This window comes from Pseudacidobacterium ailaaui, from assembly GCF_000688455.1.
GTDB lineage: Bacteria > Acidobacteriota > Terriglobia > Terriglobales > Acidobacteriaceae > Pseudacidobacterium > Pseudacidobacterium ailaaui.
The window spans coordinates 1,137,966-1,161,489 of the sequence record NZ_JIAL01000001.1 but is presented as its reverse complement, the minus strand read 5'-3'; the positions used below and the strand labels follow the sequence as shown (position 1 = coordinate 1,161,489).

The 23,524-nt window shown below is 56.0% G+C and carries 15 protein-coding genes, 1 tRNA gene and 1 pseudogene; 9 read left to right on the top strand and 8 right to left on the bottom strand.

The window, feature by feature from the left end; genetic code table 11:
• Positions 1–173 precede the first annotated feature (173 nt).
• Together N655_RS0105145 and N655_RS0105140 are read left to right on the top strand one after the other, a co-directional pair.
• Positions 174–4,625 carry a choice-of-anchor D domain-containing protein gene (locus tag N655_RS0105145; protein ID WP_049961265.1) on the top strand — a complete coding sequence of 1,484 codons (4,452 nt, stop codon included), beginning with the start codon at positions 174–176 and terminating at the stop codon, positions 4,623–4,625.
• A gap of 69 nt (positions 4,626–4,694) precedes the next feature.
• Complete coding sequence (locus N655_RS0105140) at positions 4,695–5,393, top strand: hypothetical protein (RefSeq protein ID WP_026442121.1); 699 nt, start codon at positions 4,695–4,697, stop codon at positions 5,391–5,393.
• 52 nt (positions 5,394–5,445) lie between these two features.
• On the opposite strand, the gene N655_RS0105135 is transcribed toward N655_RS0105140, so the two are convergent.
• Both N655_RS0105135 and N655_RS0105130 read right to left on the bottom strand, forming a co-directional pair.
• Positions 5,446–6,723 carry an ABC transporter permease gene (locus N655_RS0105135; protein WP_026442120.1) on the bottom strand — a complete coding sequence of 426 codons (1,278 nt, stop codon included), beginning with the start codon at positions 6,721–6,723 and terminating at the stop codon, positions 5,446–5,448.
• Between the two features lie 58 nt (positions 6,724–6,781).
• The gene (locus N655_RS0105130) at positions 6,782–7,210 is read right to left on the bottom strand and encodes a gamma-butyrobetaine hydroxylase family protein (protein ID WP_026442119.1); all 429 of its coding nucleotides are present in this window, start codon (positions 7,208–7,210) and stop codon (positions 6,782–6,784) included.
• Between the two features lie 184 nt (positions 7,211–7,394).
• Here N655_RS0105130 and N655_RS0105125 point away from each other — a divergent pair, with 184 nt between their 5' ends.
• From N655_RS0105125 to N655_RS0105115, 3 genes are all read left to right on the top strand, one after another.
• Entirely contained in the window at positions 7,395–9,212 is a 1,818-nt protein-coding gene (locus N655_RS0105125; protein ID WP_202900318.1) for a sensor histidine kinase, read from the top strand.
• Between the two features lie 2 nt (positions 9,213–9,214).
• Positions 9,215–10,300: a universal stress protein gene (locus tag N655_RS17440; RefSeq protein ID WP_044934015.1), complete on the top strand. Its 1,086-nt coding sequence runs from the start codon at positions 9,215–9,217 to the stop codon at positions 10,298–10,300.
• A gap of 137 nt (positions 10,301–10,437) precedes the next feature.
• A tRNA-Lys gene (locus N655_RS0105115) sits at positions 10,438–10,513 on the top strand.
• 165 nt (positions 10,514–10,678) lie between these two features.
• On the opposite strand, the gene N655_RS0105110 is transcribed toward N655_RS0105115, so the two are convergent.
• The 4 genes from N655_RS0105110 to N655_RS0105095 all read right to left on the bottom strand — a co-directional run bounded on the left by N655_RS0105110 (position 10,679) and on the right by N655_RS0105095 (position 14,046).
• Positions 10,679–11,746, bottom strand: coding sequence for a UDP-glucose--hexose-1-phosphate uridylyltransferase (locus N655_RS0105110; RefSeq protein ID WP_026442117.1), 1,068 nt, complete (start codon positions 11,744–11,746; stop codon positions 10,679–10,681).
• A gap of 386 nt (positions 11,747–12,132) precedes the next feature.
• On the bottom strand, positions 12,133–12,993 hold the full coding sequence (gene accD, locus N655_RS0105105; protein WP_026442116.1) for an acetyl-CoA carboxylase, carboxyltransferase subunit beta: 861 nt from the start codon (positions 12,991–12,993) through the stop codon (positions 12,133–12,135).
• 73 nt (positions 12,994–13,066) lie between these two features.
• Positions 13,067–13,603, bottom strand: a complete 537-nt coding sequence (gene cobO, locus N655_RS0105100; RefSeq protein WP_081823788.1) for a cob(I)yrinic acid a,c-diamide adenosyltransferase — start codon at positions 13,601–13,603, stop codon at positions 13,067–13,069.
• Positions 13,604–13,608: 5 nt separating this feature from the next.
• Entirely contained in the window at positions 13,609–14,046 is a 438-nt protein-coding gene (locus N655_RS0105095; protein WP_026442114.1) for a 23S rRNA (pseudouridine(1915)-N(3))-methyltransferase RlmH, read from the bottom strand.
• 261 nt (positions 14,047–14,307) lie between these two features.
• Between N655_RS0105095 and N655_RS0105090 the strand changes: the two are divergent.
• Positions 14,308–17,781, top strand: a pseudogene (locus N655_RS0105090) (TonB-dependent receptor).
• 68 nt (positions 17,782–17,849) lie between these two features.
• On the opposite strand, the gene rsfS reads toward N655_RS0105090, so the two are convergent.
• Both rsfS and nadD read right to left on the bottom strand, forming a co-directional pair.
• Positions 17,850–18,377 carry a ribosome silencing factor gene (rsfS, locus tag N655_RS0105080; RefSeq protein WP_026442111.1) on the bottom strand — a complete coding sequence of 176 codons (528 nt, stop codon included), beginning with the start codon at positions 18,375–18,377 and terminating at the stop codon, positions 17,850–17,852.
• A 74-nt stretch (positions 18,378–18,451) separates the two neighbouring features.
• The gene (nadD, locus tag N655_RS0105075; RefSeq protein WP_026442110.1) at positions 18,452–19,123 is read right to left on the bottom strand and encodes a nicotinate-nucleotide adenylyltransferase; all 672 of its coding nucleotides are present in this window, start codon (positions 19,121–19,123) and stop codon (positions 18,452–18,454) included.
• 30 nt (positions 19,124–19,153) lie between these two features.
• Here nadD and folK point away from each other — a divergent pair, with 30 nt between their 5' ends.
• The 3 genes from folK to N655_RS17435 all read left to right on the top strand — a co-directional run bounded on the left by folK (position 19,154) and on the right by N655_RS17435 (position 23,488).
• A complete protein-coding gene (folK, locus tag N655_RS0105070) occupies positions 19,154–19,651 on the top strand; it encodes a 2-amino-4-hydroxy-6-hydroxymethyldihydropteridine diphosphokinase (RefSeq protein ID WP_026442109.1) in 498 nt (165 codons plus the stop codon).
• A 34-nt stretch (positions 19,652–19,685) separates the two neighbouring features.
• Positions 19,686–21,866: a TonB-dependent receptor gene (locus N655_RS0105065; protein WP_162173496.1), complete on the top strand. Its 2,181-nt coding sequence runs from the start codon at positions 19,686–19,688 to the stop codon at positions 21,864–21,866.
• A gap of 122 nt (positions 21,867–21,988) precedes the next feature.
• The gene (locus N655_RS17435) at positions 21,989–23,488 is read left to right on the top strand and encodes an aldehyde dehydrogenase family protein (RefSeq protein WP_044934014.1); all 1,500 of its coding nucleotides are present in this window, start codon (positions 21,989–21,991) and stop codon (positions 23,486–23,488) included.
• Positions 23,489–23,524 lie beyond the last annotated feature (36 nt).

Here is a 23,524-nt window from a genome sequence, read left to right as displayed (position 1 = left end):
CCCCTGCAGCGCAGTCAGGCATGTACGCTTCTGTCGCGTAAAACCGAAGTAACTTTGCGCTCAGAGAGGCATCGCGCATAATAAAGCCACTTTTCGCAACGTAGCTGATTTGACTGGACCGCTTCCACGGGTTCGATGCGTGGAAGCGAATTTTCTGCCTGTGTGAGAGGTCCATGGCAACGATTCGATGGTGGAGGCTGGCCCTCTGGGCTTCGGTTGTGGGACATCTTTGCAGCTTCGCGGTCGGGCAGCAGGCGCTCTCTCTGCGCAGCGGCAGCCAGCAGCGGATGCAGCAAAACTCCCGCAAATTTCTTGCTCCACGCACCATTCCGGGCCATCGCCTGCTTCCCGCACAGATGCGGATGCAGGCCCGTCTTCAGGACCAGAGGCTCCATGCTGAGGCCCTCTCTGGAACAGATGCGGTATGGACTTCCATAGGCCCCGGCGCTGTCCTTACCCCGCAGTTTGGTCTGATAAGCGGGCGGATTACCAGTCTTGCTGCCGATGCCTCCGACCCCAGCGGCAACACTTTATATGTGGGCACAACAGGAGGAGGTGTGTGGAAGTCCACGAATGCCGCGGCCCCCTCTGCCTCGGTCCTCTTCACTCCCCTTACGGATACCCTCCAGCCTGCCTCCAACTGCCAGACTCCAGTTGTTCCCTCGCTCAGCATTGGTGCTCTTGCAGTGCTGCCAGGCGGTATCGTGCTGGCCGGTACAGGGGATCCAAACGATGCGCTGGACTCCTACTATGGGGAAGGCATTCTGCGCTCCGCAGATGGAGGCCAATCCTGGTGCCTCATCTCCGGCGCTGCGGATCACCTTCTCCGCACCTATTCTTTCATCGGTGAGGGGTTCTCCGGTTTCGCCTGGGGCAGCGCCAATCCCCAGCTGGTGGTGGCGGCAGTGGCGGACGCTGCAGAAGGCGTTGTGGTCGATGCAGAATCCTCCGCAGCGAACAGCTTTGCCGGCCTTTACTATTCGCAGGACGCCGGATTGACATGGCACCTGGCCAAAATCCAGGACGGCCCCGGAATGGTGGTTCAGTCTCCCGACCAGTCGCCTTTGGGCGCTTCCGGAAACGCCGCCACTTCCGTCACCTGGAACCCTGTGCGCAAACGCTTCTATGCCGCTGTGCGATACCACGGTTACTACGAGTCCACAGACGGCATGACCTGGACCCGGCTCCAGAACCAGCCCGGCGCGGGACTGAATGCGGCGCAGTGTCCGGCCAACCCCAATGCCATTGGTTCAGAACAGTGTCCCATCTTCCGCGGAACCATTGTGTCTCAACCTGTCACTGGCGACCTCTTTGCAATGACTGTGGACAACAGCAATCAGGACCAGGGCCTGTGGCGGGACGTATGCAATGCCAGCAGCAGCGGCTGTGCCTCTTCTACGGTCACTTTCTCGCAGCAGATTGCTGACACCCCTCTCCAGCAGGGCGGGAAGGTCCCCCAGGGCGATTATGACCTGTCTCTTGCTGCCGTGCCCGCGCAGCAGGACACGCTATTGTTCGTCGGCACAAAAGACCTTTTCCGATGCAGCCTTCTGAATGGCTGTGTCTGGCGGAACACGACCAACACCAGCAGTTGCGCGGCGGCAAGGGTCGCGCCTTCCCAGCACGCCATTGAGGCCACATTTGGCGCGAACGGTTGGATGTTTTTCGGCACAGACGGAGGACTCTGGCGCACCAGCGACGCAGTCAATCAGCAGCAGCCCGTTTGCTCTTCCGATGATGCGGCCCATTTTGAAGACCTGAACGGTGCACTCGGTCCCATCAGCGAAGTTGCGGCCTTTTCCGTGCATCCGCAGAATCCCGCCCTCATGATGGCTTCACTCGGCGCATTCGGGACCGCGGCCCTTTCTGGTACCCCAGGTGCATGGACACTTGCCCTCTCCGGGGAAGGCGACAACAGCGCGATCGATCCGCAAAATCCACAAAACTGGTATGCCACCGTGGCCCCGTCCGGTGCCAGTCCCTTTCTTGAAAGCTGTTTGTCCGGAAGCGCCTGCGCTTCTTCCGGCCCTTGGACGGCGGCCCTCGGCAGTGCACAGATCGGAAATGATGTAACCGGCCCGATCATTCCCTGGATCCTCGACCCGCAGGACACCTCCAACATCATTCTGGGCACCTGCCGCGTGTGGCGCGGTCCCGCCAGTGGTCAGGGCTGGACGCTGAACAATCTCCTCAGCAACCCTCTGGATAAGGACCAGCAGACCAGCAACTGCAACGGCAATGCCCTGGTTCGCTCCCTGGCTGCCTCCGGAGGCAGTGGTAACACGGAGGTCCTCTATGCTGGCATGGCGGGCTGGGCCGATGGCGGCGCATCCATTGCCGGGCATCTCTATTCCGCGACGGTGCCCGCCTCCGGTGGTCTGGCTGCCTGGAACGATCTGACCCAATCCCCCATCATCAACGCGGCTGGCGCCGTTTTCAATGCAGGAGGTTTTGATATCTCCTCGATCGAAGTAGACCCGCATGATCCCACGGGCAACACTGTGTATGTAACGCGACAGGGCTTTCTTACGCCCGGAGTCAATGGTGCGCTGGTCTATCGCAGCGTGGATGGCGGCGCGCATTGGATTTCCATCGCCAGCAATCTCCCGAATGCTCCTGCGAACAGTGTCCTCGTGGACCCGCAGGACGCCAACACTGTGTATGTGGCTTTGGATACAGGCGTCTATGCGACGCGCAACATCATCGCCTGCACAGACACTAGTTATCCTTGCTGGAGCAGGCTCGGGTCAGGACTTCCTTATACTCCTGTTACCCAGCTCCACTCAATCAGCAACGGCAGCACACAATTGCTGCTGGCCTCCACCTATGGACGTGGAATCTGGCAGGTCCCTTTGCTTACATCCGGCACGCAGTCCACAAATGCTGTTCTTACACCTTCTGCTCTTACATTCAGCGGACAGGCGGTCAACAGCGTCAGCGCGGCGCAGACCGTCACCGTTACGAATACCGGGCCTGTTTCTCTTTCTGTCACGAGTATCGCAGTCAGCCAGAGTTTTACTGAAGGGAACACCTGCTCACAGCCTGTTGCTACCGGCCAGAGCTGTACGATCGAGGTCAGCTTCGCCCCGCTGGTGACCGGTCCCATCCAGGGCACGCTTACCATCTTCGGGAACCTTCCTGGCGGTCAGATGACGGCTTCACTTTCCGGTACGGGACTCCCCGCAGGCACTCTGCTGGTCATGCCCGGCAGTCTCAACTTCGGAAATACTCTCATTGGCGCTACCAGCCCGGCCCAGAACATCACCGTTTCCAATACAGGAAGCGGCACACTCAGCCTGCAACCACCCGTGATCAGCGGAGACTTTCAAATTGCTGCCAACACCTGTGGTACCTCCCTGCCGCCCAATAGCGGCTGCACCGTCAGCATTGTTTTTTCCCCCACGGCCTCGGGCCTGCGCAGCGGCGCATTTACCATCAGCAGCGGCTCCAGCACCCAGATGGTCCAGCTTTCTGGCAATGGTCAAACGCAGGCCACGGCACAGCTTTCTCCATCGAGCCTGAATTTCTCCACACCCGTCACGGCAGGAACTGTCAGTCAGCCTCAATCTGTCACTCTCACGAATACCGGCGATGCCGCGCTGGCCCAGATCCAGGTATCAGTCAGTGGCGATTTTCTGCTCCAGAACAACTGCTCTGCGCTGCTTCCCGGCCATTCTTCCTGCGTCATTGGTGTGAGCTTCGCCCCCCAGCAGGTCGGGGTGGAGACCGGGACACTGCGGGTCAGCACGGCGCTTGGAATACAGACCGTCGCCCTCTCCGGTACAGGGACCGCGCCCGCAGGTCTCTCTCTCTTGCCCTCCTCGGTCAACTTTGGTGGGCAGGGCATCAATACCACCAGCCAGCAGCAGACCGTTTCCCTTACAAACAATGGCGGGGTCGCCCTTACAGGATTAAGCTTTGCCGTCAGTGGTGACTTTGCCCTTGCAGGCAACACATGCCAGTCCGGCGGAACACTTCCTGTCGGCGGTACCTGCGCCATCAGCATCACATTTACTCCCACCCAGACCCAGTCCCGTAAGGGAACTCTGACCATCGGTGCGGTTGAACTTTCCGCGCCCTACACTCTCCCCCTTTCCGGCATTGGAGAGGACTTTAACTTGGCCCTTACCGGGCAGACGTCCTGGATCATTGTGAGTGGACAGCAGGCGAGCTATCAGGTGCAGCTTACTTCGGTCGATGGTTCCAGCGGGCCTATCCAGATCAGCTGCTCCAATCTGCCCCAAAATGCGTCCTGCACCTCCAGCCTTGCTGCGGGAGCAACGCTTTCCTCTGGAAGTACACTCACGGCCACCATTACTGTTGTCACCGGGGTCGGGCCCAGCGCGGCCCTGCTCTGGCAGAGGATGACAACTGCATTCGCTTTCCTTCCCTATATTTTTGTACTGTTGCCCAAGAATAGACCTGTGCGCAAACTCTGGCTTGGGGGTGCGGTATCGTGCCTCTTGTTCCTGTTTACTGCCTGCGGCACCAGCGCCAGCGGAGGTTCAGGTTCTACTCCCGGTAACCAGCCAGGTTCCACGCCATCAAATACTTACACCATTCAGATCAATGCGGCCCTCGATGGATTAACAAAAAGTGTCGCAGCCACCCTTACAGTCGAATAGAAAACTCCCGGACAAAAGGCAACAGAATCTCCCTCTCTCCTCTTCCCACTGAGGGAAGAGGAGATTTTTATGAAGCTGAGTGCATGTGTTTGGATTTTGTGCGTCGCCTGCTCTCTTGACGCGCAGCAGCCGGCCCCGCAGCAATCCGCTTCTCCCGCGAAGACCATCCAGATGGCCCCGGCACGCGCTGTCCTGGACCATGGCCTGGATGCCAAAAAGCTCAAGCAGGGGGATGCGGTGACGGCAAAGTTACAGCAGGACGTGAAAATCCCGGACGCCCCGGAGCTACCCAAAAATACTGTGCTCATGGGGCATGTAGATCAGGTGCAGCCCTCCGAGCACAAGAGTGACTCTCTCCTACAGATCACTTTTGATAAGGCGCAGTTGAAGAATGGGCAGCAGCTTCCCATCAAGGCGACCGTCATGCAGGTGGCCCCTCCGATGAATGCCATGATGATGGACCAGCAGGCAGCTGGAGCTCCCGCAGCACCCATGGCCAGCCCTGCAATGTCTTCCGCTCCCTCCGGTGGGACCGCCCCGGGTGGCGCCCAGACCACTGCACCGCCACCCATGCCCAGTGCCTCCATGCCCGATCAGCCTCAGGCACAACAGCAGCCGCAGGGAATTCCTGGCGTTGAGCTGAAAAGCGACATTCATGAGCAGGATTCAGCCACTTTCACGGCCAAGGGAAAGAACGTGCATCTGCCTGAGGGAATGCAAATGCAGATGGCTGTTGCGGTCATTCCCCCCAATGTACAGGTGAAATAAAAACCACTCCGGCCTGCCAGGGATACAGCAGGCCGGAATCCCTCTCGCAACCTTACTCGTATTTCAGGGACTCCACCGGGTCAAGTTGCGCTGCGCGCGTGGCCGGCAGAGTTCCGAACACGACACCCACCAGAGTGGAAGTAAGCAGCGCAATGATGACAGACCATCCTGAGATGGGAATACGGTAGTCGGTCAGGAAGCGGACGGAAAAGGGAAGCGCCAGGCCAACCACGATCCCGACGATTCCTCCTGCCAGCGAGATAAAGACAGCTTCAATCAGGAATTGCAGTTTGATCTCTCTGGCTGTGGCGCCCAGCGCCTTGCGGATACCAATTTCCCTGATGCGCGAGCGGACCGTGGCCAGCATGATATTCATAATGCCTACTCCGCCCACGGCCAGGGTCACCGTCGTGATGAGCAGCAGCACAATCGTAAGTCCGTTGGCGATTTTGGCCGCCGTCGTCAGGAGCGCCGTAAGTGTGTTTGCCTTATACACGGAGTTCTTCTGATGGCGCGCGCTCACGACCCGCACAATTTCCTGGGCAGCGGTCTCCACGTCGCTCTGGTCGCGGATGGAAAAGAAAATCTGCTTTACATTGTCGGTCCCGGTAAAGTACCGCGCCACCGAATAAGGAATCAGGATGGTCTGGTCCGCAATTTCCGATTGTCCGAAGGTGTCCACACTTTCGCGGAAGGTGCCAATAATGGTGAACGGGATACCGCTGATCTGAAAGCTCTGGTTGACGGCCGACTCCGCGCTGCCGAACATGGCCACAGCAAAGTCCTGGGTGACGACCGCGACCTTGGTATGGGTCTCCTCATCCTGGTCGTCAAAAAAGCGCCCTGACAGTACCTTCAGATTGCGCACCATGCGATACTCAGGGCTTACGCCAAGCACCAGCACATCTTTGACCCGGCCCTGCCCAAAGCTGATGCGGTCATGCATCTCCAGCATCGGCGAAGAGTACATGACAGAGGGAACCTGTTCCCGGACCGCGCGTTCATCGTCGCGTGTCAGGTAGTCGTTCTGGAAATTGTTGATCGATCCTGTGCCGCCTCCGGAATACTCCAGTTCCACCATGTTGGTGCCGATGCTCTGCAAAAGGTTCAGAATGTACTGTTTTCCGGTCAGCCCGATCGTCACTACCAGAATCAGCGATGCCGAACCGATCACCATGCCCAGCGCCGTCAGCGCAAACCGCACTTTGCTGGCACGGAAGCTGTCCAGGGCCAGGTGCACAATTTCGCTCAGCACCATCGTCCGCTTGGCGCTGGCCAGGGTCTTTTCAAAGGAGGCCCGTGTCGAGATGCGTGTGGTGACGGGATTCATGCCTCAGTCCAACCTCTTTATGGTACGCGTTCCTGCTGTCCTCAAAGCCGACGGCGTGTCAGGCTGCGGCGCATTCCCCGCACTGGCAGTGCCGACGCAGGTAGTCCCAGGAGTAGATCCCGCTCTGATGGCCGTCGTTCCAATGGAAGCTGATGGCATAATGTCCCACCTGGGTTACGCTTTCCGGCCGAGGAGGCGCTTCATACATCGGTAGCAAAGTTTGTGGTTTAGGTTTCGACTCACCCGGTCTGCGCCCTGCCCTTTCTCGCTCATCATGGCAAGTCGCACAAGGGCAGGCATTTCGCAGCCAGAGAAAACTCCACCGGCTGGTATGGCCATCTTTCCATACGATCTCCAGTCCGGTGCCTTCAGTCTTGAAGACGCGTACCTTCACCGGTGTCTTTGCTTCCTGCGGCAGGTCCTGCTCGGAGCGTTCTGCCCTTCGCGCCTCTGCTTCGGAAACAAACCGAATGCCTTCGTGCCCCATGTTTCTAGTTTAGTCCGCCAGCCGGTTCTCAACAGATGTCTGCTGCAGCGTGCCCGACAACCTCGTTTTTTCGCAGAACGGTTCAGGTTTCCCGCCACCGTGGCAAAAAACCTTTCCCTGTGTGGGAAATGCACCCTGTACGTTGCACCATGCTCGCTGTACGCTGTATCAGTAGCCACTTTTCATGCTGGGCCTTTATCAAAGACTCATCCTTGGCTTTCTGTTCCTGATTGCGCTGGTTGGCGGCCTGGGAATGCTCGTGCGCCATTCCTTTGTGCATTTGTCTGCCCTCGACGAGCAGCAGCAGGCCGAAGATGCCGCTGTCAGCGCCATTTCCCAGATCCAGGCATCGCTGGCCCGAGAGCAGGTACTGGCTGGCCGCCTGGTTTCCCATCCGGACCGTCCGATCTACGAACATCTGCTGGCCCAGGCAGAGGTCACCGAACAGCGTTTTCTGGCCGCCAGCCGCAACTCGGCGCTCTCCGTGGATGTTCTGGAGCAGAAGCACCGGCAGATTGTCGAGCGGTTGCACCTCGGCCTTGATCACCCGGAGGCCTGGCGCGATCTGGCGGCGAACGTCTTTCGTCCTCAGCTTGACAGCATTGACGAGGGCCTCTCAGACCGTCTCAGTGCCCTCTTTGTCCGCCGCGCCTCGCTCATGGCTGGTCTGGACCACGAGCGCTCGATGCTGCGTGCCCGCCTGATTGCCATCTCTGGATTCAGCCTTTTCGTGGCGCTCGCCATTTCTTCGATTACTGCCTTCCTGGTCATCCGGCCCATTCGCGCTACCACCCGCACCGCACAGCAGATCGGTCAGGGGGATCTCCACCGACGCATCGAGTGGACAATGGACGATGACCTCGGGCGGCTGGCCACAGAGATCAATCGCATGGCCATTCGCCTGCGCGACCTGCGGGAAACCGAGTCCGGCCGTCGCCAGATGGAGCAGCAGCTAAGTGACGCCATCATCAATTCCATCTTCGAACCGGTCATTGTTACGGACGCCAAGGGCCACGTCCTCAAGCTCAACCAGGCAGCCACCGAACTCCTCGGCAAAACTGACCGCATGGCCCTGACCAATACCCCGGGTGGAGAAAAAATCCTCAATGCTGTCCGCAATGCTGTTTCCATGCAGCAGGCCACGGCTGGAGAGGGTGAAGCGGCCCTGCTGCCCATGCGCATCGGCAGCGCCGAGCGCAGCTACCGTTTGCGCACCGCCCCCATGCGTGATGCCGATGGCAAGCTCCTTGGGGCGGTCACGGTATTGGAAGACGTGACCGAAATGCGTGACATTGACCGCTTCAAGACGCGCTTTCTTACCGTTGCCTCCCAGAAGCTGCGGGGTCCTCTTGAGCGCCTCCGTCTCGCCCTCTATGCCCTCACTCGCGGTCATGCCGGTGAGCTGCGCCCGCTACAGTTTGAAATCCTTGAAGACGCCACGCAGGAGGCAGAGCGTCTGGACGAACTCATGGCAGACCTCATTGAAGTCGCTGAGCTGGACACCGGCCGCCGCCAGATGAAGATTGAACGGCTCCGTCCGTTTGATGTTCTTGAGGATGCCAGTCATCGTTTTCGTGAACAGGCGCGTGCAAAAAACATTGAAATCCACATTGAGGCCTTCGAAGACCTGTCCTATGTCAGCGCTGATCGCCGCGCTCTGCGCAGCATCCTGGACAATCTTCTTGCCAACGCGGTGCGCTACACACCTCCCGGTGGTGAAATTCGCCTCAAAGCCTCTGAGATGAAGGACCGCATCCAGTTTGTAGTGCAGGACACCGGCTGTGGCATTGAGGCCGAACGGCTGCCCAATATCTTCGGCCGCTTTGCAGGCGGCAGCTCCAGTGATGGCACCGGTCTCGGCCTGGCCCTGGTCCGCCGCCTGGTGGAGAGCCTCGGCGGACAGGTCGCTGTTGAAAGCCGTCTCGGCCAGGGAACGTCCTTCAGCTTTACCCTTCCCGTCGCTGCTCCCACTCCCACGCGGCATGAAGTGGAGGTGGGCTGACGATGAGTCACGGAAAACTGCGCATCTACCTCGGCGCTGCTCCCGGAGTCGGCAAGACCTACCGGATGCTTGAAGATGCCCACCTGCTCAAACAGCAAGGCGTGGACATCGTCATCGGCCTGATTGAAACGCATGGCCGCAAGGAGACCGAGGCGCTCCTCGGCGATCTTGAAATTGTTCCCCTGAAACAGGTCCCCTACCGCTCCGTGACCCTGCACGAAATGGACCTGGATGCTGTACTGGCCCGCCGTCCCCACACCTGCATCGTCGATGAGCTGGCGCACACCAATGTTCCGGGGTCGCGCCATCGCAAAAGATACGAGGATGTGCTGGAGCTGCTCGACGCGGGCATCCACGTGATGACCGCCGTCAACATCCAGCATCTTGAAACACTCAACGATGCTGTCTCCCGCTCCGCCAGCACACAGATCAAGGAAACCATTCCGGACAGTTTCCTGAAGCGTGCCGACGAAGTCGTCAATGTGGACATCACCATCGAGGAGTTACGCGCCCGCCTGCGGGAAGGCAAAATTTATGCTCCGGAAAAAGTCGAGCAGGCGCTGGCCAACTTCTTCCGCAAGGGCAATCTCAACCTGCTGCGCGAGCTGGCCCTGCGCACCACGGCCGAACAGGTCAGCAGCGCCGCCTCAGAATATCGGCGTGTGCAGGGGCTTGAGCAGGCCCCCATTCCGGAGAAGGTCATGGTCTGTATCTCGCCCCATCCCGGTACCGAGAGGCTCATTCGCACCGGCGCGCGGATCGCAGGGCGACTTGCCACGAACTGGTATGCCGTCTATGTGGATGCAGGCAAGGACCACCACAAATCTCCTGAAGCACAGCACCGCCTGGAGGAATACCAGCGGCTGGCACGGGACCTTGGCGCCAAGGTCAGCGTCCTGCATGACAAGAACGTGGCCGATGCTCTCATCAACTTTACAAAAAAAGAGAACATCTCCCATGTCGTGTTCGGACAGTCCGCCCGCTCGCGCTTTGACATCCTGCTGCGCGGCTCCGTCATCAACCGCTTTCTGGCTGAAGTGCGAGATACGACCGTACAAGTAGTTCCCATGAACCGCGAAAAGCGATAGGTCCGGGACATCCTCAGTCACGGCCTGGAATTGCCGTTCCTTGGATCTTTCCGCGCACTTCTGTTGTGGGAAACCGGCCGTTTCACCGGCCCGGACTACTGGCAAAATATGGTACCTTTGTAGAAGCGGTACTGCGCGAGCTCGTAGCTCAGCTGGTAGAGCAACGCCCTTTTAAGGCGTGGGTCCTGGGTTCGAATCCCAGCGGGCTCACCATAATTTCTGCCACCCATTTATGGTCTTTTTCGCGCAGTCCTCTGTGGCTTCCTTCCCACCGTCTTGCTCGGCATAGGCCCCGGATCTTCCGCGGGTTGGCCGCTGCAACACATATTTGCCCAGCGACCTGACAGGGAACAGCGTTCCCGGCCCTGCCGGTGGCCTTTAATCCGCTGCCCCGCTTCCATGCTCCTGGGTAAAATGCACCCCGGACAAGGCCCGCAGCCGCTCTGCCGCGCTCTCCGGCGTGATGTCCCGTTGCGGCATCCCGAGCATCTCGAACCCTACCATAAATTTTCTTACCGTCGCCGACCGCAGCAAGGGCGGATAGTAGTGCGCATGAAAATGCCATTCGCCATGGCTCTCCCCGTCGCAAGGGGTCTGATGAAGGCCCATCGTATAGGGAAAACTGGTCTGAAACAGGTTGTCATAGCGGATGGTTGTCTGCTTCAGAATGTTTGCAAATGCCGTTTTCTGCCGGTCTGTAAACTCAGCCAGCGAGCCTACGTGCTTTTTGGCCAGCACCAGCGTTTCAAACGGCCACACTGCCCACCAGGGTACGACTACCAGAAATTCGTCATTTTCGCAGACCACGCGGGTCTGTTTTTCACTTTCGATCTTCAGATAATCGCAAAGCAGACAGGATCCGTGTTCGGCCTGATAGCTTCGGAGCGATTCAGTTTCCGTTGCAGGCTCATCAGGAACATGCTCGGTTGCCCAGATCTGGCAATGCGGGTGCGGATTGCTCGCGCCCATCATCGCGCCGCGGTTCTCAAAAATCTGTACATAACGAATCGATGGATTTCCTGCCAGCTCCTTGTATTGTTCCGTCCATGCGTCCACCACGCCCCGAATGTCTTTCTCTTGCATCAAGGCAAGCGTCAGGCTGTGGTCTGGATGGAAGCACAAGACGCGGCAGCGGCCCCGCTCCTGTTCGGCCCGCAAAAGCTCGGGCATGTCTTCTGTCTCCGGCGCCGGTGAGTCGGGCAGCAGGGCGGCATAGTCGTTGTCGAAAATGAACACGTTTTCATAATGAGGATTACGATGCCCCCCTGCCCGCTCATTTCCTGGGCAGAGATAGCACGCCGGATCATAATGCACCTCGGAAAAACCTGAAGACGGATTCACTTCCCCCTGCCACGGCCGCTGCGTACGGTGAGGAGAAATCAGCACCCACTGGCGACGCAGCGGATTGTAGCGGCGGTGAGGAAACTGAAAAGCAGACTGACTCAAGGCTTGGTTCCTTTCACATGGATCATGGATAACTCTACGATATATGTACATCCCGGACCGGGAGCACTTGAAATCGGGGATCAAAAATGCCGAGGTGCAATAGCGGCGGTTTCGTTCCCTCAGGTGCCGGATATTTTGCCTGATTTCGCTAAAATAGAAAGAGGAGTAGAAAAACATCCGGCACAAACTCTGGTTCCGGCCCAGCAGGGTTTGATTGTATCTTCTTCGTTTTCAATAATTTACTTATAAGTCTTTTGTTATGAAGAATTTACAAAAAAATTGGCCGAGTCCCCGCTCTTACGCGGTTCCTCATCGCTGGTGCGCGCTGATAGCTTAAGTCATTCTTTTTCAAGAATTTAAAAAATCATACGTCCAGCGGGAGCGACTCAGGCAGTCGAAGCGGCTTGAGTGGGACTCATGAAATCGAGGGCCCGTATCAGATACGGCTTGAGTTCCTTGCGCGGCACAACGGCATCCAGAAATCCGTGTTCCAGTAGAAACTCCGAGCGCTGAAAACCATCTGGCAGCTTCTGCCGGATGGTCTGTTCGATGACCCGGGGGCCGGCAAAGCCAATCAGCGCTCCGGGTTCAGCGATGTTGAGATCTCCCAGCATGGCAAAGCTGGCCGTCACACCGCCTGTAGTGGGATCTGTAAGAACCGAAATATAGGGAATCCGTGCATCGTCCAGCCGCGCCAGGGCCGCAGAGATTTTGGCCATCTGCATCAGGCTGACAATCCCTTCCATCATGCGCGCTCCTCCGGAAGCTGAGACGACGATCAGCGGATGGTGCGACGTATAGGCCCGGTCGGCAGCGCGGGCAATGGTCTCTCCCATCACCGCGCCCATACTGCCGCCAATAAAGGAGTATTCGAGCACCGACAGGACAACCGAATGCGGTCCCATTTTCCCTACCGCATTCACGATGGCATCATTCAGTCCGGTCTCCTGCTGGGCCTTCTTCAGGCGGGACTGATAGGGCTTCAGGTCAGTAAAATGGAGGGGATCTGTAGACTTCAGCTCCGTATCCACAATCTCATATCCCGGCTCAAGCAGGCTTTCAATCCGCGCCCTTGCCCCCATCCGGAAGTGGTGCCCGCATTTCGGGCAAACTTGCAGATTGGCCTCGACGTCGGCCTTGAAGATGATCTGGCTGCACTTTTCGCATTTTATCCACAGCCCTTCCGTGCGAACGCTTTTTTCCCCAGCGTTCTCAATCCGGTTCTCCTGTCTTTTAAACCAGGACATGCCACCTCTCTCTCAATCTTGTTCTCCGCCAAAACGCGCGAGCGCATAGCGAAGCGACCCTGCATGGTCTTACCTAATACTCTATTCCTCGTTGGGCCAGAATACCTTTCTGGTAAGCATGTTTCACCTCGCGCATTTCGGTGACTGTATCTGCGATCTCAACCAGGGAAGGATGCGCATTTCTCCCCGTCAGGATCACGTGCACCATTTCTGGGCGCGCTTGGAGGACCTCAACTACTTTGGCCGGGTCCAGCATCCGATAGCTGATAGCATAGTTGATCTCGTCCAGCACCACCATGTCCCACTCCCCGGAGAGGATGGCCTTGCTGGCTTCCTCCCAGGCTTCCTCGACCAGGCGAATGTCTTCCGGGTCCGTCTCGGCCCCACCGATTTTCACGAAGCCGCGGCCCATCTGCCGCATGACGAAGTTGCCGTCAAAGACCTTGACCGCGTCCAGCTCGCCGTAATGCCAGGATCCTTTCAGAAACTGGAGCATGAGCACCTTCATGCCGTTGCCGACTGCGCGCAGGGCCGTGCCCATGGCGGCAGTGGTCTTGCCCTTGCCTGGGCCCGTGTGAATGAGGACCAGTCCTTTACGAGAATCAACCATGTCCATCAGTGTCCCGTGTGATAGGGATGCCCAGAGAGGATTGTAAATGCCCGATAGACCTGTTCGCAGAGCATGACCCGCGCCAGTTCGTGCGGCAGCGTCATCATGGAGAGAGAAAGCAGCAGATCTGCGCGCCCGCGCGCCTCTTCCGACCATCCATCAGCCGGCCCTATCGCAAAAATGATTCGTTGACACCCATCATCACGCTGGCGGCCAAGCCATGCAGCAAATGTTTCTGAAGTCCATTGCTTTCCTCGACTGTCCAAAAGGACCAGGACGGGTGCCGTCCGCCCCTTTAGCGCGGCAGCTTTGTCAAAAAAGTCCTTTTCAGAGCGGAAGACAGCCGAATCTATCGATGCGAAAGGTTGGATCAGGCGGAGGTACTCCGCTTCGCGCGAATCACGCACGTTCCGTGAACCAATCCATGCCAACAAAAGTTTCATGTCGATTTCATGCCGCAATTCCAGTGTATGCGCAGCAAATATGAATTTTCATAACATATGCAGTCTGTTTCCTAAAAATCGGAGACACACAAAACGGATTGATTTCTCAATGCGTAAACAAAATCGAATATATATTTGTTTAAAGGTAAACAGAAAATTCGTTAAATCCTTGAAAATTAGGGTCAGATTTTGCATCGGGGGTACTTTCCGTTCGAACCTGCGGTTTCTGGAATCTGGTTTGCTTAGTAATTAGTAACAAACATGAAATTTTGCTTCTCAAAATTTCCTGCAGGGGGATGTATGAATTGCACACCATATTTCAGAAGAGCCTTTTTACTGGCCTTGGGGTTAGTGCTATGGTTTGCCGGTGCGAAGTTTAGCTTCGGTCAGGCTGAGTCCGGCACAATCTCTGGAACAGTCTTGGATTCCAGCGGAGCTGCCGTAGCAGGAGCCCAGGTAACACTCAAAAAAACAGATACAGGCCTGACCCGCGAAGCAACTTCGGGAGCGTCAGGGGAATTCCAGTTTGCCTCTTTGGTTCCTGGGCCCTATCAATTGTCGGTGTCGGCATCAGGTTTTAGCGCCTACAGCCAAAATTTGACTCTTACAGTGGGTGGGCGCATCAACCAGGAGATCCGGCTTAGTGTTTCCAGTGCTCAGACTACGGTGCAGGTAAGTGAACTGGATGCAGCCGCGGCAGTGAATACGACTGATCAGCAGGTCGCGCAGGTCATTACTCCGCGTGAGATGCAGTCCTTGCCCAGTCTGACAAGAAATCCATATGACTTTGTGCAGCTTTCCGGCAACGTAAGCGCGGATCCCAATGGTTCAACTGGGCCAAACGGTGTTGGAGTTGCGATTGACGGTCTGCGCTCAGCAAGTACCGGGATCCTGCTGGATGGTGCGGAAAACGTGGATACATTCAGCGCCAGTGTAGGCCAGAGCATTCCTCTGGATTCTGTGCAGGAATACAGTATCGTAACGAATGGCTTCACTGCCGAGATGGGCCGTGCTTCCGGTGGGGTGGTGAACGTAACGACCAAATCAGGAACGAACAATTTTCATGGTTCTCTTTACGAGTACAATCGAATCTCTGCACTCTCGGCCAATACCTTCAATGAGTCTTCGACGAATGCCTATAACCTGGCGAACGGAATTCCGCGGCTTCCGCACGACCGGTTCGCGCGAAATCAGTTTGGATATTCCGTAGGCGGCCCTATCAAGAAGGATAAGCTGTTTTTCTTTTCAAACACTGAATGGACCCGTGTCGCCAGTGCTGGGCAGCAAGAGACAGTGGTGCCAACTGATTCATTTATTTCTTCCTCGGCAGCCGCAACCCAGGCCTTTTTTGCTAAGTATGGGAAGCTGCGCTCGAATGCAACTGTTCTTCAAACCATTACCCCGTCCGGATGGACGGGAGCGGCTCCATTGGAGCTGGTGTCCTACTCTGTGCCTTCAAACGCGGGCGCAGGAGATCCGCAATCGGCGTACTCCATTCTGAATCGTATTGACTGGAATGTCTCCGACAAAACCTTAATTTATGGACGCTATGGCGTTTTTAATCAAGACGCGCTCCCGGGCACAAACGCATTCAGTCCGTATGCCGGTTATGACACGGGATACAACAACTACAACCAGAACATTCTGATCAATGTTACGCATACATTCAATCCGTCGATTGTATCCGGTTTACGTCTTGCTTATAACCGTCTGAATAACAATCAGCCGCTGGCCTCTGCTCCGGTTGGCCCGACACTCTATTTGAACCAGGGCAATACAGCCAGTGTGGATGGCATGACAGGAAGGCAGATTGCGTTGCCAGGTTACCTGCCATTCAGCCCGGGCAATGCAATTCCGTTTGGCGGCCCGCAGAATGTATATGAAATCAGCCCCGACCTTACCTGGAGTGTAAAACAACATACTTTCCGTTTTGGTGGCCAGTTTATTCAGATACGCGACAATCGTATCTTTGGTGCCTATGAGAACTCTGTGCAGCAGGTTGCAAAGAATGGCACGGCCGAAACAAGCGCACTACAGGCCTTACAGGCCGGGTCCATTTACAGCTTCCAGGGTGCAATTAATCCTCAGGGAAAATTCCCATGTGCAACAGATGCTTCGGGAAACACGATTGTAACTCCGGCATGCACAGTCAATCTTCCCGCAGGGCCACCGAGCTTTAAGCGCGAAAACACCTTTAACGACGGGAATGTCTTTGGCCAAGATTCCTGGAAAGTATTCCCGAACTTTACGTTGAATCTGGGAATTCGGTGGGAATACTATGGCGTCCAGCACAATTCCAATCCGAATCTTGAATCAAACTTCTTCCTTGGCTCTGGAAGCAATCTGTTCCAGCAGATCCGCAATGGGCAAGTGTTGACGACGCCCAACAGCCCCGTAGGCGGTCTTTACAAACAACAGTTTCATAACTTTGCCCCTCGTGTTGGTTTTGCCTGGGACGTAAAAGGCGATGGGAAGTGGGCCATTCGCGGTGGTTATGGAATTGCATACGAACGTGACTTCGGCAATGTGACCTATAATGTCATCCAAAACCCGCCCAACTATGCGGTCATTTCACTGGTCGCCGGAGTCGACGTTCCGTCGATGCCGGTTTACACGGACAACGCTGGTCCCCTGGCTGGATCTGGTACCAAAGCGTTGCCCAAGACCAGTTTGCGCGCGCCAGTGCAGAACATCCCTGTTTCCTATGCTCATATCTACAGCCTTGGTGTGGAGCACGAAGTTGCAGCCAACACAACGGTAGGAATTGAGTATTCAGGAAGCAGAGGGATTCATCAGTACTCAATCGCAAACTGGAACTTTATCGGGAGTGGCAATGCGTACATGGGCGACGCTCATGTGGGCAACCGCCTGAATTACCAATACTCCAACATCAATGTTCGTGGCGCCAATGGTGATAGCTAGTATAATGCCCTGAATATCCGGTTGAACAGCAGTCGGTTTGCCTCAGAAGGCTTCCAGGTGGTTGCGAATTACACTTTCGCACATGCAATGGACAATCTAAGCTCGACTTTCAGCCAGTCCAGTAACAATTTCAACCTGGGATTTCTGAACCCGTTCAATCCGGCACTGGACAGGGGAAATGCGGATTTTGATATTCGTCAACGGGTCACTGTTGGCGGAACCTATGAGCCAACCTGGTTGAGGTTCCGCGGACAGTCTGCGTTTGTGCAAACCGTACTTGGTGGTTGGCAGTTTGCCCCCATCTTTTATGCGGAGACAGGAACACCCTTTACCATTTATGACTGCACGAATGGTATTAATGCCTGCCCACGGATTGTGAATGCACCGGGATTGAAATTCCACGGAACTCCAGTCAACAATGGTGGGGTCAACAGCTACACCTATATCAACATTCCGGCCGATTCAAAGAATCCTTATACGGATCCAATACTGGGAGGTTCGGATATTCCAACCTGCACCAGCAACGGCTGCTATCAGAATCCGGGGCTAGGACGGAATTCCTGGTGGTCTCCGGGCAGATATAACCTTGACTTGGGAGTGTATAAGAACTTCCACATCAGGGAACAGATGAACATTCAGTTCCGCTCGGAATTCTACGATGCGCTGAACCATCATAACTTTTATCCTGTAGTAGGAACGGCGGATTATGCTGAAGGAACTTCTGTTCAGGCTGTAAAGGGTTCACCTGGAGGTGTACCCAGTTCAGGAGATGAGCGTCGTGCGATTCAATTAGCACTGCGTTTCGAATTCTGAAGTCCCGCTAGAAAAAATCAGGGGGCTGCCAACTGGGCAGCCCCATTTTCTTACTCCTTACGAGCAGCTTATTGTTTTTTGCGTGACTGACCAGAGGGCTTCGCTTTTTTGGATGCAGTCTTTTTTGAGGTGGACTTCTTTTTCGCGGCCTTCTTAACCGAGGTCTTCATCGGTGCAGACTTTTTGCGAACTGCCTTTTTTCTTACAGCAGCGGTCTTCTTCTTGAGAGTGGCCTTCAGTTCTTCCAGGTCTACAGGAGTGGCGGATTTCCATAATCTTTCCAAGTCATAAAATGCGCGTTTTTCATGCAGAAAGATATGGGCGACGAAGTCTACATAATCCATCAGGATCCATTCGCCTACGCGACGGCCCTCCACGGAATGAGGCAAGGTGTGGAAATCGCGTTTCAGGCGCAATTCGATTTCGTCGCTGATGGCCACAGCCTGCCGGTCGTTGGCTGCGCTGGTAATGAGGAAGAAGTCCGTAAAGCCGGAGTCAGCCGGGTCCAGTTCGAGGATACGGGTGTTTTCTGCCTTTTTCTCTTCGCAGGCCGAAGCGGCGGCCAGCACCATTTGACGAGTTTCAGTCGATGCCATTCGGTAGCAGGTACTCCAACGCTCCATCGTAGCGTGGAGAGCGGGGAAAAGCCAGCATGAAGCCTGGGAACTCGTCAGCTTTGATAAAGACCGCGCTGATAGATATAAGCAAGCACGCTCTGCGGAAGGAGCGGAGAGGTCGGCTGGCCTGCGGCAATCGCCGCACGAATCGCGGTAGCGGAAATCTCCTCATGGATGTCAGGCAGAAGATTCAGCTCCGTTTGTTTTCCCTGAGGATTTCGCAGGCAAAACCGGATAAGCTCTTTGGACTGCTGGAGAATGGTTTGTCTTTGTATATTGCATGGCAGTGCACGGTCCATTTGATCCAGGGTGAACCCTGGCCTGGCGGCAACGATGAAGTTGCAAACAAAAATTAATTCAGCGGCACGCTGCCAATCCTTCAATGTCAGGAAAGAGTCCGCCCCTATGAGGCAAAAGAGGTCGTCATGAGGGTGCAGAGAAGCTTTCAGCCTGAGCAGAGTATCTATGGTGTAATTGGGGCGGCGGCCTGGCAGCGGAGCGTCGAGTTCTGATGCCTCGAAAGCCGGAAAGGGAGCAATGGCCAGTTTTACCATTGCCATACGGTCCTCAAAGCTGGCGCTCGATCCATGAAGTTTCAGTGGCTGATGCCCAACGGGTGCGAACAGTACTCTGTCCAGATGCAGTCGCTGGGTAGCGGCCTGTGCAATTTTCAGGTGTCCACAATGGGGAGGATCGAAGGTGCCGCCAAAGAAAGCAATTCTCATCCTTTGATGATCGTAACGTAATCTGTCTTTATGAAGGCATATATCGGGATCGGTTCGAATCTGCCATCACAGGCAGGCCTTCCAGCAGAGACGATCGAGGCTGCGATTGTTGCGTTGAGTCAACTAGGCACGGTCGTAGCGCGGTCTTCTTTGTATGAGACGGAACCTGTGGGTTATCAGGACCAGCCTTTATTTATGAATGCTGTGGCTGCGCTGGAAAGCGAGCTTTCACCGGAAGAACTGCTTGAAAATCTGCTGTCTCTTGAACGACGGTTCGGGCGTGACCGCAATGCCGGCATCCCAAAAGGCCCGCGCACGCTGGACTTAGACCTGTTGCTGGCAGGAGATTGGATCCTGAAGACACCCATGCTTACGTTGCCGCATCCTGCACTGGAGAAACGCAGGTTTGTCCTGGTTCCACTGGCAGAAATTGCCCCGGAACTGCGGCACCCGATTTTGAAGAAAACCATACGAGAGCTCTTGCAGGAATTGCCGGAAGAAGAAGGGGTACGGCTGCTGGGCCGTTGAAGTGATGAAGAGTCATGCCAAGAAAGTGTTCCTGATGGTCCTGCTGTTCTTTTGCAGTCTGACGAAAGCGCAGGTATTTTCAGGGAGCATTGTGAATCCTGAGGACCAGCCTGTCAGTGATGCAGTAGTCACAGACATGCAAGGGACTGCGCTGGCCGTGACCGGCAAGCAGGGAGGGTTTTCCTTTTCTCTGGGTCCACAATCCCAGGTGCGGGTGCAGGTAAAAGCTCCGGGCTACGAGACGGAGACAGTCTCAATCAGAGCAGGGTCTGTGGCAAAGATTGTTCTCATGCGGCAAATCGAGCAGATTGTGGTGACGGCCTATCGGACGCCGATGGAAACACTGGACAGCCCGGCAAGCGAGCGCGTCCTTGACCAGCAGCAACTGAGGGAAGGAGCTGCACCAGGACTTGCAGGCAAGCTGCGGCAGGTACCTGGCCTGGAATTGTTTCGCAGATCGAGCGAACTGGTGGCCAATCCCACATCGCAGGGCATCTCCCTGCGCGGGCTGGGTTCAACGGCGGCAAGCCGCACTCTTGTTCTTTCCAATGATGTGCCACTGAATGATCCTTATGGCGGATGGATCCATTGGGAGGAACTTCCGGAGATCGCAGTCCATTCGGTGGAGGTGGTCCGTGGCGGCGCCTCGGACTTATATGGCTCCAGCGCAATCGGTGGTGTCATGGATGTAGTCACGGAGCGACCCAGACAAGACATGTTCTCGCTCAGCACAAGCTATGGTTCAGAAGGGACTGCCGACCATGGCGCGTTGGCATCGGCAAAACGAGGGCCCTGGGCCGCATTGGTGGCCGCAGGAATGATCGGCACGGATGGCTACATTTTGGTAGCTCCGGCCCTGCGCGGTCCTATAGATCGGCCCTCCAATGTACATGTGCAGAACGGGCTGATAGAGATCGAACGGACGGTAGCTGACAATGGTACTGTTTTTTTGCGTGGGAGCGGAATGAATGAGGCCCGTGACAATGGAACTCCTCTGCAAAAGAATGGGACACGTTTGTGGCGATATTCGGCCGGTGCGGATACGCAGCGGTGGACACTGCGCTTTTATGGAAGCACGGAACATTATCGTCAGACATTTTCCTCCGTCCATCCAGACCGGATGTCGGAGACCCTGACTCGTTATGCAGAAGATCCTGCAGATGAGCTGGGTGCTTCACTCCGTTGGAGGCAACCGGCAGGGTCTTCAGCCATATTGATGGCTGGTGCCGATACTCATGATGTTCGGGCGTCTGACAATGAGCTGACTTTTGCATCCAGGAGTTTTCAAAGTACAACGGCAAGACAGCGCCAGACGGGTTTGTACGGAGAAGCACTGGCCACTCCGGCAAACTGGACGTTGAGTGCTTCCGCGCGCGTTGACCACTTCTCGAATTTCGATGCCATGCAATGGACATCGTCCGGCGGGGCCTCTCTGCCGTCGTTTGACGAGACGGTTTTGAATCCGCGTCTGGGAATTTCGTGGCGAATCACGCCGGGTCTTGCTCTGCACGCTTTGGCATTCCGCGCTTACCGTGCTCCTACTGAAAATGAGCTCTACCGCACAGGACAGGTCGGCCAGCAGACCACGCTTCCGAATCCCAACCTGCGCTCTGAGCGGGCCACGGGGTGGGAGGCCGGATTGCAGACGAACCTGCAACACTGGAACTCCATGCTTCGTGTCAGCTATTTCTGGACCCAGGTCAACCGCCCAATTACGGCGCTTACGCTTCAGGTAACATCTGTATCAGCACTGCTGCGTCGGGAAAATCTGGGTCAGATTGAAAGCCGCGGCGTTTCTGTAGATTATGAGCTGCACCCTCTCCATTGGGCTTCTCTGACTGGTGGATACCAATATGCAGATGCAACGGTGACCCGCTTTGACCAGCAGCCCCAGCTGATTGGCAAATGGATCCCGCAGGTTGCGCGCAATATGGCGACAGCACAGCTGCGATTGACCAGCATCCATCTTGGCGTTTTGAGCTTTCAGGGCCGCATCAGCGGCCGCCAGTTTGATGATGACGCGAACCGCTATCTGCTGCACGGCTACTTCAGGTTTGATATGTATGCGTCTCACGAATTCGGGCATCACATGGCGGTGTTTGCAGCAGGGGAAAACCTACTGGACCGTTCGATTGAGGTGGGCAAAACGCCAGTGCTCACGCTGGCTGCTCCACGAACAGCACGGGCAGGTCTGCTGCTAAGGTTCGGAGAATAGGCTGCGCTCTTTCCTATTCTCAGTGTGCGGGTGTATTGTGTTGCGCGGTGCGGTTTCGGCCCCAAAATTCTCTCTCAAACAGCAAGCCAGAATCCCGGCCGACCGCTCTAAGGAGCATTCTTATGGCAACCATCGCTCTCGATCCTCGTCTCGATAAGAAAGCTGCTGACTTCATTGCACAAAAACACCGTATGTATGTAGACGGAAAGTTTGTTCAAGCCGCGTCTGGTAAGACTTTTCCTGTCTACAACCCGGCAACGGGAGAAATCATTGCGCATGTCCCGGAAGCGGAAAGTCAAGATGTAGACCAAGCGGTGCATGCAGCGCGCCGCGCTTTTGATGAAGGGCCCTGGGCCAGGATGTCGGCCTCCGAGCGCGGGCGTCTCATCTGGAAGCTGGCGGACCTGCTCGAACAAAACCTTGAAGAATTTGCGGAAATTGAATCCATGGACAACGGCAAGCCGCTTTCTGTGGCACGCGCTGCAGACGTGCCCCTGGCGGTGGACCTTTTCCGTTATATGGCAGGTTGGGCCACAAAAATCATGGGGCATACTTTTCCGATTTCCTTTCCTGGAGAATTTCTGGCATACACCCTTCGGGAGCCAATTGGGGTAGTTGCGCAGATCATTCCCTGGAACTTTCCCCTGCTGATGGCAGCCTGGAAACTCGGTCCGGCGCTGGCAGCCGGATGTACGATCGTGTTAAAGCTGGCCGAGCAGACGCCGCTTTCCGGTTTGCGTCTGGCCGAGCTGATTCATGAAGCAGGTTTTCCGGAAGGAGTCGTGAATGTGCTTACGGGTTTCGGAGAGGGTGCGGGCGCCCCTCTTGCGGCACATCCGCTTGTAGACAAGGTGGCCTTTACCGGATCGACAGAGGTCGGAAAGCTTATTGTGAAGGCAGCAGCTGGCAATCTGAAGAAGGTCACGCTGGAGCTGGGAGGAAAGTCTCCCGCCATTGTTTTTCCAGATGCGGACCTGGACCGGGCGATTCCCGGGACGGCATCGGCCATCTTCTTTAATCATGGACAATGCTGCTGTGCCGGGTCACGCCTGTTTGCCCACAAGGATGTTTTTGAAAAGGTGGTGGAAGGTGTATCAAATATAGCTGCCAAAATCCGTGTAGGCAGCGGTCTTGATCCGCAGACGGAGATGGGACCTCTGGTTTCAGAAGAACAGTTCCAGCGTGTGACCGGATATATCGAATCCGGAGTGAAGGAGGGCGCAAAGGTGGAGGTAGGCGGAAAGAAGGCCGCTGACCGCGGGTATTTTGTGCAGCCTACTGTATTGACGCGCACCACGCCGGAAATGAAAGTCGTACGTGAAGAGATCTTTGGGCCGGTCGTTTGCGCAGTGCCCTTTTCCGATGCAGACCTGGACCGCATCGCACGTGAGGCCAACGATTCGATATATGGACTCGCTGCGAGTGTATGGACGCGCGACATTTCAATAGCGAATAAAATGGCAAAGCGAATCCGTTCAGGAACGGTCTGGATCAATTGTCATAATGTCTTTGACGCAGCCTTGCCTTTTGGCGGGTACAAGCAATCCGGATGGGGACGTGAGATGGGTGCCGAAGTGCTGAACAACTATACCGAAGTAAAGTCTGTGGTGACGGCACTGTAATTGACTTTCAATGCTCTGGCAAGAGGGATTGCTTGC

Excerpts from the sequence above, each read along its gene's own strand:
- nadD (WP_026442110.1), bottom strand. The coding sequence starts at position 19,123 with ATGAGAATTGCTTTCTTTGGCGGCACCTTCGATCCTCCCCATTGTGGA.
- N655_RS17435 (WP_044934014.1), top strand. The coding sequence starts at position 21,989 with ATGGCAACCATCGCTCTCGATCCTCGTCTCGATAAGAAAGCTGCTGAC.
- N655_RS0105125 (WP_202900318.1), top strand. The coding sequence starts at position 7,395 with ATGCTGGGCCTTTATCAAAGACTCATCCTTGGCTTTCTGTTCCTGATT.
- accD (WP_026442116.1), bottom strand. The coding sequence starts at position 12,993 with ATGTCCTGGTTTAAAAGACAGGAGAACCGGATTGAGAACGCTGGGGAA.
- N655_RS0105145 (WP_049961265.1), top strand. The coding sequence starts at position 174 with ATGGCAACGATTCGATGGTGGAGGCTGGCCCTCTGGGCTTCGGTTGTG.
- cobO (WP_081823788.1), bottom strand. The coding sequence starts at position 13,603 with ATGGTTGATTCTCGTAAAGGACTGGTCCTCATTCACACGGGCCCAGGC.
- N655_RS17440 (WP_044934015.1), top strand. The coding sequence starts at position 9,215 with ATGAGTCACGGAAAACTGCGCATCTACCTCGGCGCTGCTCCCGGAGTC.
- N655_RS0105140 (WP_026442121.1), top strand. The coding sequence starts at position 4,695 with ATGAAGCTGAGTGCATGTGTTTGGATTTTGTGCGTCGCCTGCTCTCTT.
- rsfS (WP_026442111.1), bottom strand. The coding sequence starts at position 18,377 with ATGGCATCGACTGAAACTCGTCAAATGGTGCTGGCCGCCGCTTCGGCC.
- N655_RS0105065 (WP_162173496.1), top strand. The coding sequence starts at position 19,686 with ATGGTCCTGCTGTTCTTTTGCAGTCTGACGAAAGCGCAGGTATTTTCA.
- N655_RS0105130 (WP_026442119.1), bottom strand. The coding sequence starts at position 7,210 with ATGGGGCACGAAGGCATTCGGTTTGTTTCCGAAGCAGAGGCGCGAAGG.
- N655_RS0105095 (WP_026442114.1), bottom strand. The coding sequence starts at position 14,046 with ATGAAACTTTTGTTGGCATGGATTGGTTCACGGAACGTGCGTGATTCG.
- folK (WP_026442109.1), top strand. The coding sequence starts at position 19,154 with ATGAAGGCATATATCGGGATCGGTTCGAATCTGCCATCACAGGCAGGC.
- N655_RS0105135 (WP_026442120.1), bottom strand. The coding sequence starts at position 6,723 with ATGAATCCCGTCACCACACGCATCTCGACACGGGCCTCCTTTGAAAAG.